Origin of the sequence: Heyndrickxia faecalis, from assembly GCF_040267745.1 — a bacterium.
Lineage (GTDB): Bacteria > Bacillota > Bacilli > Bacillales > Bacillaceae_C > Weizmannia > Weizmannia faecalis.
The window spans coordinates 2,525,994-2,539,254 of record NZ_CP158453.1 but is presented as its reverse complement, the minus strand read 5'-3'; the positions used below and the strand labels follow the sequence as shown (position 1 = coordinate 2,539,254).

12 protein-coding genes and 2 pseudogenes are annotated in these 13,261 nt (G+C 38.8%); 10 read left to right on the top strand and 4 right to left on the bottom strand.

Annotated features, from left to right (window positions below):
* The first annotated feature begins 9 nt into the window (after positions 1-9).
* From ABR335_RS12385 to ABR335_RS12360, 6 genes are all read left to right on the top strand, one after another.
* A complete protein-coding gene (locus tag ABR335_RS12385; protein WP_061086891.1) occupies positions 10-324 on the top strand; it encodes a (2Fe-2S)-binding protein in 315 nt (104 codons plus the stop codon).
* Positions 317-1,411, top strand: coding sequence for an NAD(P)/FAD-dependent oxidoreductase (locus ABR335_RS12380; protein WP_061086890.1), 1,095 nt, complete (start codon positions 317-319; stop codon positions 1,409-1,411). The genes ABR335_RS12385 and ABR335_RS12380 overlap by 8 nt, the downstream gene beginning before the upstream one ends.
* A 36-nt stretch (positions 1,412-1,447) precedes the next feature.
* The gene (locus ABR335_RS12375) at positions 1,448-2,515 is read left to right on the top strand and encodes an ABC transporter substrate-binding protein (RefSeq protein WP_110133879.1); all 1,068 of its coding nucleotides are present in this window, start codon (positions 1,448-1,450) and stop codon (positions 2,513-2,515) included.
* Between the two features lie 117 nt (positions 2,516-2,632).
* A complete protein-coding gene (locus ABR335_RS12370) occupies positions 2,633-3,697 on the top strand; it encodes an ABC transporter ATP-binding protein (RefSeq protein ID WP_061086888.1) in 1,065 nt (354 codons plus the stop codon).
* Between the two features lie 5 nt (positions 3,698-3,702).
* Positions 3,703-4,623 (top strand): ABC transporter permease, encoded by a 921-nt coding sequence (locus ABR335_RS12365; protein ID WP_061086887.1) that lies wholly within the window; start codon positions 3,703-3,705, stop codon positions 4,621-4,623.
* Positions 4,620-5,417 (top strand): ABC transporter permease, encoded by a 798-nt coding sequence (locus ABR335_RS12360; protein WP_061086886.1) that lies wholly within the window; start codon positions 4,620-4,622, stop codon positions 5,415-5,417. Before ABR335_RS12365 ends, ABR335_RS12360 begins: the two co-directional genes overlap by 4 nt.
* Positions 5,418-5,677: 260 nt before the next feature.
* On the opposite strand, the gene ABR335_RS12355 is transcribed toward ABR335_RS12360, so the two are convergent.
* Positions 5,678-6,976, bottom strand: a complete 1,299-nt coding sequence (locus tag ABR335_RS12355; protein WP_081092965.1) for an IS1380 family transposase — start codon at positions 6,974-6,976, stop codon at positions 5,678-5,680.
* Positions 6,977-7,074: 98 nt separating this feature from the next.
* Here ABR335_RS12355 and ABR335_RS12350 point away from each other — a divergent pair.
* The 4 genes and pseudogenes from ABR335_RS12350 to ABR335_RS12335 all read left to right on the top strand — a co-directional run.
* Positions 7,075-7,293, top strand: a pseudogene (locus ABR335_RS12350) (IS5/IS1182 family transposase); the annotation flags it as partial.
* A 53-nt stretch (positions 7,294-7,346) separates the two neighbouring features.
* A protein-coding gene (locus ABR335_RS12345) for an IS3 family transposase (RefSeq protein WP_204166579.1) occupies positions 7,347-8,457 on the top strand; the annotation gives its coding sequence in 2 pieces (ribosomal slippage) (positions 7,347-7,612 and positions 7,611-8,457; 1,113 coding nt in all).
* A gap of 258 nt (positions 8,458-8,715) precedes the next feature.
* Positions 8,716-10,020 (top strand): annotated as a pseudogene (locus tag ABR335_RS12340) (IS5-like element ISBco3 family transposase); the annotation flags it as partial.
* A 145-nt stretch (positions 10,021-10,165) separates the two neighbouring features.
* The gene (locus ABR335_RS12335) at positions 10,166-11,824 is read left to right on the top strand and encodes an IS1634 family transposase (protein ID WP_110133880.1); all 1,659 of its coding nucleotides are present in this window, start codon (positions 10,166-10,168) and stop codon (positions 11,822-11,824) included.
* Between the two features lie 155 nt (positions 11,825-11,979).
* On the opposite strand, the gene ABR335_RS12330 is transcribed toward ABR335_RS12335, so the two are convergent.
* From ABR335_RS12330 to ABR335_RS12320, 3 genes are all read right to left on the bottom strand, one after another.
* Positions 11,980-12,183, bottom strand: coding sequence for a hypothetical protein (locus ABR335_RS12330; protein WP_014095695.1), 204 nt, complete (start codon positions 12,181-12,183; stop codon positions 11,980-11,982).
* A 300-nt stretch (positions 12,184-12,483) separates the two neighbouring features.
* The gene (locus ABR335_RS12325) at positions 12,484-12,654 is read right to left on the bottom strand and encodes a hypothetical protein (protein ID WP_164931345.1); all 171 of its coding nucleotides are present in this window, start codon (positions 12,652-12,654) and stop codon (positions 12,484-12,486) included.
* Between the two features lie 360 nt (positions 12,655-13,014).
* Positions 13,015-13,161, bottom strand: a complete 147-nt coding sequence (locus ABR335_RS12320) for a hypothetical protein (protein ID WP_155641221.1) — start codon at positions 13,159-13,161, stop codon at positions 13,015-13,017.
* Positions 13,162-13,261 lie beyond the last annotated feature (100 nt).

The window sequence follows — 13,261 nt, the reverse complement described above, 5'->3', positions numbered from 1 at the left end:
GCGGGCATATTGAATAAAGAAACGATTATTTGTCCCTGCGAAGATGTTACGCTTTCAGATTTGGAATCCGTTCTATCATTGGGAGCCGAGACTTTTGATGATGTAAAGAGATTTACGAGATGCGGAATGGGGCCTTGTCAGGCAAAAGCATGCTTTTATCAGGTCTCCAAAATGATAAGTGAGCAGAAACAAATCCCTTTATCAAAAATTCCGTATACCCATATGAGACTACCGCTTAGAATGGTACCTTTAGAATCCCTGCTTGGTGAAGAAAAGGAAAAATCAGGAAAAATTCCAATAAGTGAAGGTCATGCAAATGAATAACCAACGTGAATATGAAGTGATCATTATAGGCGCCGGCGTTGTTGGAAATGGAATTGCGTACCATCTATCAGAAAAGAAACAGAAAAATGTTCTTGTCATTGATAAAGGATTTCCATTATCCGGAACATCCGGAGCAACACAAGCTTGGGTATGGGTACACGGTAAAAAACCGGATTCTTATGCCTATTTCACTAAATGCAGTGCAGAACTCTATCCTGAATTGCAAAGGAAAATTGGCGATATCGAATATGCTCGGACGGGCGGTATCGAACCCTTTTTTTCAGTAGAAGAAATGGAAGAAGCCGAAAAAATGGTGCAGTCTCAAAGCAAGGCGGGAATTCCGGTTGAATTATTGAGCCGTGAAGAAGTATTAAAAAAGGAACCCTATTTTTCCCGACGTGTTTTAGGGGCTACATACAGTCCGGTGGATGGAAATGTGAATCCCTTCAAATTACTGGAAAAATATATAAAAGCGAATCGGTTACAAGGTGTTACCTTTTCATTTTATAACAAAGTCATCGGGATCGATCAGACAGCTGGAAAGTTTGTTGTGCATACCCAAAAAGGAAAATTTACGGCAGAAAAGCTTGTGCTGGCTGGGGGGCTCTGGACAAAGGAGCTCGGAGCTTTTCTTCATATCTCTGTTCCAATAGAGAAAGTAAGAGGACAGATCATTGTGACAGAGCCATTAAAACCATTCATTCATCATACAATCGGCGGAATGATGAGACAAATGCAGTGCGGCCCTGTATTAATTGGTTATTCAATGGAAAAGGTTGGCTATGATCGGAGAAGCACACTCGATATTATTCAGGAAACCGCCAAATTCGGAATACAGTACTACCCTGATTTAGCCAAAGCCAATGTAGTAAGGTGTTTTTCGGGGATAAGGGTTGTTCCGGAAGATGGTATTCCAATTTTGGGGAAAGTTCCTCAAGTTGATGGTTTATACATTGCTGTAACCCATAGCGGTGTAACTTTATCTCCGTTAATCGGAACATTAATGTCTGAATTGATCATGGAAGATACTACTTCTATTTCTATTAAAGATTACAATATCAGTCGTTTTTCAAAGCAGCCGGTTTAAAAGCTAAAACTATTGATTATGGGGGGATCCTGATTAATGAGAAAGATATCGTTATTTCTATTGGCGGCTTGTTTTGCAATGATCGTATCTGCATGCGGAAAGGCAGAAAAATCAGTTGGCGCCTCTTCTAAAAAGACACTTGTTGTTGCAGCGTATGGCGGCAGTTACGAGAAGGAAATAAAGAAAACGATTATTCCACAGTTTGAAAAAAAATACAATGTTAAAGTGAAATATATAACCGGCAGCTCTGTGGATACTTTATCAAAGTTGCAAGCACAAAAGGCAAATCCGCAAATCGATGTTGCGATTATGGATGATGGTCCGCAGGCTCAGGCTAGATCATTTGGATTGTTAGCCCCATTAGATAAGAAGGTTGTAACGAATCTAAAGGACACCTATGATATAGCCAGATTACCAGAAGATATTGGTGTTAGCTTCGGTATTGTTGCAACAGGACTGGCATACAGCGAGAAAGACTTTAAAAGCCATAACATAAAACCGGTGGAATCATGGAATGACCTGGCCAACCCGGCATTTAAAAATAAATTGGTGCTGCCTTCCATTACCAATACGTATGGTATCCATATGCTGGTGATGCTCGCAAAGGCAAACGGTGGAGATGAAAATAATATTGAACCGGGATTTAAAAAGCTAAAGGAAATTTCAAAGAATACTGTTACTTTTGATAAAACTGCGGATGTTTCCAACTATTTTCTTCAAGGACAAACCATCATTTCGGCGTGGGGAAGCAGCCGTGTCTATACATTAAAGAATAGTGGATTCCCTATTAAATTCGTATATCCGAAAGAAGGGGCGGTTGCCCTTATGACTACAGCCAATGTAGTGAAAAATGCCCCGAACGGCCAATTGGCACAAAAATTTGTGAACTATGTCATTGGTAAAGATGTACAAAAAGAGTTTGCCAAAGCTTTATTTGACGGCCCTGTAAATAAAAAAGTGAAACTGACAGGTGATATCACTAATAAAATTGTTTATGGGAAGGAAAATGTAAACAAATTAGTAAAGGTAAATTGGGATGTGATTAACAAAAAACGTGCTGAATGGACAGAAAGAGCTAATAAAGAAATCGAGATCGCAAAATAACAATCTTTTACCTGCTGGCAGATGGAGGGCATCTAAAATAATTGAAACCTCCGTCTGCTAATGATTTAGCTGGTTTTCAATTTGTAACGGAAATAGGAAGGGGATGGAAAAGAAATTATGAGCTTTTTAAAGCTAGATGGGATCAGCAAAAAATTTAAAGATGTAGAAGTAGTAAAGGAACTTTCGTTGGATCTCGAAAAGGGAGAACTCGTTTCTTTCCTAGGACCCTCAGGCTGCGGCAAAACGACAACCTTAAACATGATTGCAGGGTTTTTGGAAATTGACAGCGGCGATATTCTGGTTGAAGGGAATTCTATAGGACATTTGCCACCAAATAAAAGAAATATGGGCATGGTTTTTCAGAGCTATGCACTTTTTCCTCATATGACTGTTTTTGAAAATGTTGCCTATGGTTTGAAACTGAGAAAAGTAAAAAAAGCGGAGATCAAAAAGAGAGTAGAAGAAGCGCTGAAATTGACGCAATTAATAGGTTTTGAACAAAGATATCCAAAAGAATTGTCAGGTGGACAACAGCAGCGCGTGTCAATTGCAAGAGCGATTGTGATACAACCTAAAGTGTTACTTTTAGACGAACCACTAAGTAATCTGGATGCAAAATTACGTAAACAAATGAGAGAAGATATTGTGCAAATTCAGAAAAGCATTGGCATTACGACAATTTTTGTGACCCATGATCAGGAAGAAGCATTGGCTATTTCCGATCGAATTGCTGTGATGAACAAAGGTAAAATTGAGCAAATAGGTTCTCCGTTTGAAATTTATAACCATCCAAAAACGGACTTTGTATCTGAATTTATTGGGGAAGTGAACGAGTTTAAAGGGAAAGTGATGAGGAGAACGGAAGATTTCTGTACAGTGGATATTCATGGCTTAGAATTTGCGATTCCGAATGAATTTGCAACCGGCACTGAAATATCTTTTTTTGTACGGCCTGAAAATATTCGTATTACAAAAGAAAAGCCATTGAGTCAACCATCACTTATTTCAAAGGTTGAAAGAAAAATGTTTCTTGGTTCTAAAACGAGATACACACTTTTTATTAAGGGGCAAAAAGTCATTGCCGATGTTCCCAGCAACGAAAAAGATGCGGTGGATTTAGGTAAAGGCAGTGAAGCGTATATTTACTGGAAAAATGATGAACTTTTAAATATTCGGGGGTGACAGAAATGAAACAAAATCTAACGGTAGAAATTCCGAGTCAGCCAACTTTGGTAAGAACGAAGAAACAAACCAGTAAAAAATTAGGTTTTGTCGTACTTTTACTTCCGGTTTTGTTTTTATTTCTCCTGTTCTTTTTTGCACCGATGATTGTTTTATTTATTACAAGTTTCCGGACATTTAACCAATCAATAGGAGTAGAAAATCAATGGACCATCCACAACTATGCACAGTTCATAAGCGATTCTTCCTACCTGCTTATATTATGGAGAACGTTGAGAATCGGTTTTATTACAACAATAATTTGTTTAATACTAGCTTATCCGTTTGCTTATCAGTTAGTAAAAATGCCGGATAAATTAAAACGCCTTGTAATTTTATTCGTATTATCTCCCTTGCTGATTAGTATGGTAATCAGAAGTTATGGCTGGGGCATACTCCTCGGCAATAATGGCTTTATTAATCACCTGCTTGTAAACTTAGGAATCACTCGTACGCCGCTCACTCTTATGTACACAGAGTTTAGTGTAATTTTGGGAATGGTTCATGTAGTTTTTCCTTATATGGTATTGAGCATTATGGGATCGTTGGAAAGGATTGATGACAGTTTAATCAGAGCCTCTAAAATTCTTGGTGCCGGATCTATGAGGGCGTTTTTTGGTGTAACGTTGCCATTAAGTCTGCCGGGCATTTTTGCTGGATCTGTGATGGTTTTCAGTTTAACGGTCAGTTCTTTTGTAACGCCATCTATTTTAGGAGGAGCAAAAGTGAAAGTAATGTCTTATTTAACCTATGAACAATTTACAAATACGCTGAATTGGCCATACGGAGCAGCTATCGGCTTCATTCTTGTATTCATTTCCGTTATTACATTAGTTGTTTACAGTAGAATATTAAGTTTTTCAAAAAAAGGGGTGACCATTCAGTGAAATTAAAACTTGGAAGCATTTTGCTGGCTATCTACTCGGTCGTTATTCTCTTATTTCTTTTAACGCCAATCATCGTGATTGTTTTATCATCGTTTACTGAAACAAATTTTATTGCTTTTCCTCCAGAAGGCTTCTCTTTAAAATGGTATCGGGCGATATTGGATCATCCTGAATTTATTCAATCTCTAACCTTAAGTATATATGTGGCGCTTGGAACGGCTCTCATTGCCACTTTGTTTGGAACACTTGCTGCTTTGGCACTCGTGCGTTACGAGTTTAAAGGGAAAGAAGCAATTATACAGTTGATTCAATCTCCTTTGCTGATCCCTTCCATTGTAATTGGAATTGCGTTATTACAATTTTATACATGGATTGGTATAGCTGCCAGCCCGGTTGCATTGATTATCGGCCATGTAATCCTTGCGATTCCTTTTGTTGTGAGGCTTGTAACAGCCAACCTGGTTAATTTTAATCGAACCATTGAAGATGCGGCCTACATTCTGGGCGCATCGAAAATAAATGTCTTTTTTCAAATTACGCTTCCGATCATAAAGTCGGGTGTTATTGCCGGCGGTATTTTTGCTTTTATTACTTCCTTTGACGATTTGACCGTGTCACTATTTATTGTCAGCACAGATATCGTAACACTTCCGGTGAGAATCTATACGTATATGCAATATCAATATGATCCAATTATTACATCAATTTCAACGATCATGATTGTATTAACAGTCATTCTTATTGTCGTAATTGAACGGATTATTGGAGTGGGTAAACTATTTTCTGCAAAATAGATTGTTTACTCAACTTTCGCAGAATGAAAGTTGAGACTAAACCTTACCCTTCTTTATGTTATGGCTCTTTAGATAGGTTCCTTGGCAACAGACATAATCCCAAATTACGAAAGTGTAACGATTTGGTAGGTAGAATTCGACAATCTGGAACAAAATGTAAAAATTGGAATAGTGTCGTAGGGCAATGACTGTTTGAAGGCATACTTTCCCCCTCCCCATTTTTACGGGCTTTTTAATTTCAAGTATTCAGTTCCTGTTTGTCAATCAATCATTCGCACACTTTTGATCATTTTCTCGAATGCCCTTTTATGGGCATATGTTTCGCAAATGTTAAGTGAAACGCTGCGGCTGTGATGTGTCAAAACTCCGGCTGAATAAATGATTTCTCTCCGGAATCTTCTGATGGTATAGGATTTAAATGCTGGCGGACAATGCTCTTTTTTAAAGATCTCAAATAAATTGTACGCCAGTAATTTAATCAGGAGATCCATATGGTTGGCACCAAAGGAATCCGTTGGAATCTTGTCGATGGAAAAACCATATTTAGACTCTTTGATATAGTTCTCCAGACAGGCTCTTTGATTATAGAATCTCCAAATATCCATTGGTTCCCAGTCCATAGTTGTCACAATAGCTTCATAGTCCCAAAGAAAATCAAACAATTGAAGTTGGTCTTCCTCATACTTGTCGGCTTTCCGGATCACTGCAACCCTTCTTGGCTTTTCCCAGGAAGTGGCCTGATAAAGGACTGTTTTTCCCTCTATCACAATCATTTCATCATCAACATAACGAGTCCACGGAGAATCATCGCTTTGAACAAATTTTTTCAGTCTCGAAGTCCATCTCAGTTTGCCGGCATAATCAATTTTGTGCTTTTCCCAGTGGCTGTAAAACTTTTCTCCACCAAAACCCTTATCAAAACGGGCATACCGGATAAAGTACTGTGAGGAAAGCAACCGGTAGGTTTCATCGGCAAATTCGATTACATGATCAGAGGAGTGTACATTACCCGGCCTTAGTACGCCGTTTAAACAAAAATGTGATTTCCCTTCAAATACAAGAAGGGGATGGTAACTTTTTCTTCCTGGCTTATGAGGATTTGCCCCTACTTTAGCACCTTCCTGATTTCCATAGACTGTTTCTACGCTTGAATCAAAATCCAGAATGAGGTCGGAATCCAGCCAGGGTTCAATGATGTCCATTCCCCGTTCTTTAAATTCTATGGCAGCATCTTTAACATTCTCTAGCCTTAATAAATCTTTGCTTAAAAGCGTGTAGTGCGGGCATTTTCCTCCTAGGAAAGCAGTGATCAGAGGATCTTTCTGTAAAGATTGGAAATGGAACATATGGGAACAATCTGCCATCCAACCCGTAATCAGATACAAAAATACTTTGCTTAAAGGGTATTTTGCATTGTCTTTCTTTAAACAGTCAAAATCCCGGAAAGTTTGTTCAATCTTCATCCGTTCCAGAAACTGGAGTAGTGGGAGAAGCCCACTATAATTTGTACTATTCTTTAAATTGAATGCATATTTAGGGCTTGCTGAATAAACAAAAATTCCAGATTTGACAAGGATTTTGGCCACTTTTGTCGAATATAAAGTGTAAGGATTTTATAGGAAACGTGTAAAAAACCTTGCACTTGGAGGCCGTTACGATGTACAAAAAGACCGAACATCAATTAACTTTTGTAGAAGATTTTTTTCTACCATTCGGTGGAAAATTAAATAAAGAAAATCGCTGGGTCCGTCTTGCTGAATTAATCCCTTGGTGGAAGGCTGAAGAAAAGTATGCCAAGTCCTTCAAGAAAAAATTCAAAGGCGAAAAGGCTTATTCTGTCAGAGTTGCTCTTGGGGCTCTCTATATCAAAGAACGGTATAATGGACCCATAAAACTAGACACGAAATGAGGAGATGTTAAAGTAGGTTTATGAGAAAACAATATACGCCAGAATTCAAAACTCAAGTCGTGCTAGAGGTCCTGAAAGAAGAAAAAACGATGAGCGAAATTGCTTCTGCTCATGGAATTCATGTAAACCAAATCCGCCAGTGGCGAAATGCTTTTCTTGAACAGATGCCTAAAGTCTTTGAAAAAGACAACAAAAAAGTTGATAAAATGAAAGCTGAATATGAACAGACGATTGAAAATCTCTATGCCGAAGTCGGCCGCCTAACCACGCAGCTGTCGTGGCTTAAAAAAAAATCTGGCATTAAGGAGTAGGGCTGAACGTATTGAAATGATTGACTGGCATGATGCAGAACTGCCAATAACGTCTCAAGCTGAGCTGCTGAGCCTAAACCGTTCAAGCTTGTATTACAAGCCTGTTGACCCTTCTCCCGAAGAAGTGTCGATCAAGCACCAGATTGATGAGATCTACACCAAATATCCTTTTTTTGGCTCAAGGCGTATTACGGAATGGCTAAATGCCAAAGGTGAGGCTATTAACCGGAAAGCTGTACAACGCCATATGAGGGAAATGGGAATCGCCGGAATTGCGCCCGGGCCAAACCTGAGTAAACGCAATCTTAAACACCGAATCTACCCGTATCTTCTCAGAAACTTGGCGATTACCCATCCCAATCATGTGTGGGGAATTGACATTACTTATATTCGCCTTCAAAAAAGCTGGATGTACCTCGTGGCGCTCATTGATTGGTATTCCCGCTGCGTTGTGAGCTGGGAAATGGACCAGACCCTTGAGATTGATTTTGTGTTAGAAGCAGTAAAAAGAGCAGTATCAGTTGCCAGGCCAGAGATTCTAAACAGTGATCAAGGCAGCCATTTTACAAGCCCGAAATACACGGATCTCGTGCTTCAAAATGAAATTAAAATCAGCATGGACGGCAAAAAGAGAGCCCTTGATAACATCATTACCGAAAGGCTTTGGCGGACAATTAAATACGAAGAAGTGTATTTAAAAGAATACAATTCTCCTAGAGAAGCCCGGAGAGAAATTGGAAACTTTATTCAATTTTATAATCACGAAAGACCTCATCAGTCCTTAGGCTATAAAACTCCCGCCTCCGTTTATGGCCTCTGAGTGACTCATCCTTTGGCGAGGATACTTCTCTGGGGCTGGTGTGTCAAGGGCGAGTGAAGCGAGGGCTTGCCGTACCCTTGACACACCAGCCCCAGAGAAGCAAAAATAAATCAGGATGAATCACTCCAAAAAAATATGCACCCTCCACTAAACCGCCTCCAATGAGCATCCTCACGCTCTGCCAGGTCGTGTCCATATTTGGGATCTGACCTACCTTAAAAATTTAAAATTAGTGTCTTGACGATGGGGTCCACTTTACGGCTTGGGCTATCTGACCGGGAAACAGTCGAACAGATCACGGAAAACCCGTATCTTCAGTATTTTATCGGGTTGCCTGAATTCCAGGAAAAAGCCCCATTCGATCATTCTCTGATGACTCGTTTTAGAAAACGTTTGGGTGCAAACATCATCAATGAACTGAATGAATGGATTGTTCTGGAAGAACAAGAACGCCAATCGGAAGAAGCATCTAAGGAAAATGACAACGATGATGATCACCATGATGATGACGATCATAGTAGTGGTGATCATCAACCTTCCGGTCCTGCTTCGGAAGAGAATTCAACTGGATCGGCTTCTCCTAAAACGAAGAACAAAGGAAAGCTCATTCTGGACGCAACCTGTGCACCGGCTGATATTGCTTACCCTACTGATCTGGGGCTTTTGAACGAAGCCCGTGAGAAACTGGAACATATCATTGATGTACTGCATGAACCGCACAAAGGAAAATTACCAAAGCCACGGACCTACAGAAAAAGAGCCCGCAGGGACTATCTTTCTGTCGCTAAGCAACGCAAAGCTGGAGCCCGGAAAATCCGGAAAGCTGTCGGCAAACAACTTGGATATGTGAAACGGAATCTGGAGATCATTGGAAATCTCATTTCCCAAAGCTCCCTGTCTCTTTTGAGCAAAGATGAATACCGACAACTCCTCGTGATTCATGAACTTTACCGCCAACAGGCAGAAATGTACAAAAAGAAAACACATCGGATTGACCACCGGATTGTGAGCATTTCCCAGCCGCATGTCCGTCCAATTGTGCGTGGCAAGGCAAAAGCGAACGTGGAATTCGGCTCAAAAGTCGCCCTTAGCGTTGTAGATGGCTATGCCTTGATCGAGCAACTCGACTGGGAAAATTACAATGAAGGGATCACCCTTAGAGAATCTATTGAGAACTACTACAACCGGTTCGGATTTTATCCAGAAGCGATTTTAGCAGATAAAATCTACCGAAACCGTCACAACCTGGCATACTGCAAATCTCTTGGCATTCGTCTGAGTGGGCCAAGGTTGGGACGCCCATCCAAAACGGAAGACAAAACCTTAGAACGCGTGGCAAGGCAGGATGCCTCCGAACGTAATGCCGTTGAAAGCAAATTTGGCGAAGGCAAGCGCAAGTATGGGCTAGGCCTTATTCGAGCACGCCTTCAGGAGACCAGTGAAACAGTAGTAGCCCTTCAATTCCTTATAATGAATCTGGAGCGGAAGCTCAGGGTTCTTTTTTTGAAATTTTTACACAACACTATTTTATATTTTTTTAACCGTAATTTGGCTTGTATCTGACAGAATCGGATTCGTTCAGCAAGCCCTAGATAATACGCATATTCCGCACGTAAATTTTTCCATTTTATGATTTTTTTAAAGGAATTTTCCCCTTCTTTGTAGAATTGAATGATTATCTAAACTAGGGGAAGACGAGGGAATTTTTATGTCAGATCAAATTTTAACCTTACATGTGGGGCCGTCTCAACTTTTATCTAAACTGTGTGATGAAATAGAACTCGAAAAGACCATTAATGATTTAGTTAAATGGGATTCTGTCCGTTGTCATATCTCACCTGGAACAAGGATTAAAGCCCTTGTCTTAAACATTTTATGCAGCGGCAAGCCCCTTTATAAGGTTCATGAATTCTATCAAAACCTAGATTCTGAGATGCTTTTCGATACATCGATTTCACCCGATCAATTAAATGATGATGCATTAGGAAGAGCATTAGATTACTTGTATAAAGCCGAAGCATGGAAAGTATATTCCACCCTTGCATTAAAAGCATTAAAAAAATTGAATCTTCCTATTGGTGTACTCCATAACGATACAACATCAATTTCTGTTTACGGTGAATATAAACAACCGAAGGAAGATGGACTGCAAATTACGTACGGGTATAGTAAGGCCCATAGGCCTGACTTAAAACAAATCGTTCTGGGGATGGGGGTCACACCTGAACGAATTCCTATTCTTGCAAAAGTAGAAAATGGGAATACTTCGGATAAATCTTGGAATGTGGAATTCATTCAAAAGATGAGAAAAATCCTTTCCCATGAAGATTGGAAAAATCTCATTTATCAAGCCGATTCTGCATTAATCACAACGGAAAATCTAGCGGAAATTCAACAACAAAATTTATCGTTTATTTCCCGTTTACCTGATACATTCGGTTTAAGCACAGAACTAAAGAAAGAGGCATGGTTGCTCAATAACTGGGAAAGGGTAGGCTCACTTAGCAATAAAAAAGACGCAGCTATTTACCAAATTCAAGCTTTTGAAAGACAAATTCAAAACCTTCCTTACCGGTTTCTTGTTGTCCACTCAAACAATTTAGATCAACGAAAAGAGAAAACCCTAAATCGGGCGATCGAAAAGGAAGAAATAAAATTAAAAAAAGAGATAGAAAAACTAAGTAAAGTTATCTTTCATTGTAAAGAGGACGCACTAGAAGCAATTCAATCTTTTAAGAAAAAACAAAAGGCTTCATATTTCTGTTATAAACTAAACGTCCAGATGAGTGATCAACCTATCAAACGAAAAAAGAGAGGAAGACCTAAAAAGGACGAACAGACAAAACGAGAACAAATCTATCAGATACAACTGGAATCGTTTGAAAAAGATCATGATTTTATCGAAAATAAGAAAAGAATGCTCAGCACTTTTGTTTTAATCACAAATAAATTAGACGAGGAGACACTATCCAATCAAGAAGTTTTGAGGGTTTATAAAGGACAGTCGGCCGTTGAGACCCGTTTCCGATTAATCAAAGATTCACAAATGATTGATGCCATTTACTTGAAAACCCCGGAAAGGGTTGAGGCCTTAGGGATTGTGTATGTGATGGCTTTATTAATCAAAGAACTGAAAGAAAAGAACCTATCTCTAATCTTGAAAGGAAAAAGGAAACTCTATCAACCCACAGGTCAAGCATTGTTAGAGCAATTAGAAGATATCACCGTGATCCTTATAAATCAAAATCGACAAAAATTAAGGCTCTTACCCGATAATATTGATTCACAAGCCAAAAAAATCATTGAATTATGCGGGTATGATCTATCAATATACGTGTCAAAAAATGTCGAAAACAAAGGCGAATAACACACAACAGGAGGAATTCATGAAAAGAATGTCGAATTCAATAGAACTTTATCGAAAATTCCTCAAAAATAAGAAGATATCATCCCACCAAACCATTTAAATATAGTTCATTCAAAAATTAGAATGAATTTTATTTAAGACATGCGAAATGTGGGCTATTTATTGTTTTTATGGCGTTCTTTTAGCATTTTCAAAAATTCTTTTCGAATCTTCTTACCTTCTTCGATATCTCTTTGTCTTTCTTCTTCTGATGCATAATGTTTGGTTCCTATGGAAATAGCGCTGATTTCCCCATCTTCTGTTATTCCAATTGGATCCGTCCAACGACGGTCGGAATATGGTTTATTATTTTTATCCATAGGATTTCCTCCAATTCGAATATAACTCTACCATTCATAAATTGACTGGATAAGATTTTATAAGCTGTATTACGTTTAAATAATACTTCTTGCTCCTCGTCATTAAATCCTTCTAAATCATGACCATTTTTGCTTTTTATTATAAGGTGAGATTGACCATTTACGTCGTGATCATTCTTCTGCTTTTTGATTGCAGGTACCTTTTATCTCATGATTGTTTTTTAACGCTTTCAATCATAGGCAAAAGAAAAAGTACCCAGCACAAGGTACTTAAAAATTTTTATTGTTTTCCTCCATTCTTTATTTCAGCATTTCACGTATATATCTTGTCGTTTCGATATCTTTCTGTCGTTCTTCTTCTGTTTCATAGTGCTTTGTCCCACTACTAATTGCACTTGGAGATCCATCAGATTTTAGTCCTATAGGTTCAGTCCAACGAGGAGCAGAAAATAATTTTTCTTTTTTTCCCATATTAAAATGTCTCCATTTCAAAAATAATTTTTCTATCCTTAACAGTTTGGATCGAAATTTTAAATTTGGAATTCCTAACAAATAATACTTCTTGCTCCTCGTCATTAAATCCTTCTAAATCATGACCATTTTTATAAGGTGAGATTGACCGATTACGTTATAATCATTCCTCTGCTTTTTGGTTGCAGCACCTTTTATTTCACGATTGTTTTTTAACGCCTTCAAACATAAAGACTCTTTTTAACGCCTTGCTCAGGGCGAGATAAAGAGAGTCCGCATCCCCATTCCGCCAAAATAAAAAGCAACCTGATTAGAGGAAATATCTTGCTGTCAATTCGGTTTATTTAGGGGACACATCAGTTATTTTTTCAATGTCACTTTTTCTAACGGGTATCGTCCATCATTTTCTGGTATTCCACCCTCAATAAGATAAAATCTTTTTGAGCCGTTTTTAAAAACTTCAAAAATCCATCTTTTAACCCCCACATCCAATTTTTGGGGACTCATTTATCAACCCCCCTTGCTACAGCGACGTTAGGCATGGCTGCGGGGACAATACAGGAGTTGTGCGTCCACTTGGTCTGTCAAATCCATAAAATGCCAAATT

Coding starts and splice junctions, on each gene's coding strand:
- ABR335_RS12380 (WP_061086890.1), top strand. CDS start 317: ATGAATAACCAACGTGAATATGAAGTGATCATTATAGGCGCCGGCGTT.
- ABR335_RS12375 (WP_110133879.1), top strand. CDS start 1,448: ATGAGAAAGATATCGTTATTTCTATTGGCGGCTTGTTTTGCAATGATC.
- ABR335_RS12370 (WP_061086888.1), top strand. CDS start 2,633: ATGAGCTTTTTAAAGCTAGATGGGATCAGCAAAAAATTTAAAGATGTA.
- ABR335_RS12365 (WP_061086887.1), top strand. CDS start 3,703: ATGAAACAAAATCTAACGGTAGAAATTCCGAGTCAGCCAACTTTGGTA.
- ABR335_RS12335 (WP_110133880.1), top strand. CDS start 10,166: ATGTCAGATCAAATTTTAACCTTACATGTGGGGCCGTCTCAACTTTTA.
- ABR335_RS12330 (WP_014095695.1), bottom strand. CDS start 12,183: ATGGATAAAAATAATAAACCATATTCCGACCGTCGTTGGACGGATCCA.
- ABR335_RS12325 (WP_164931345.1), bottom strand. CDS start 12,654: ATGGGAAAAAAAGAAAAATTATTTTCTGCTCCTCGTTGGACTGAACCT.
- ABR335_RS12320 (WP_155641221.1), bottom strand. CDS start 13,161: ATGAGTCCCCAAAAATTGGATGTGGGGGTTAAAAGATGGATTTTTGAA.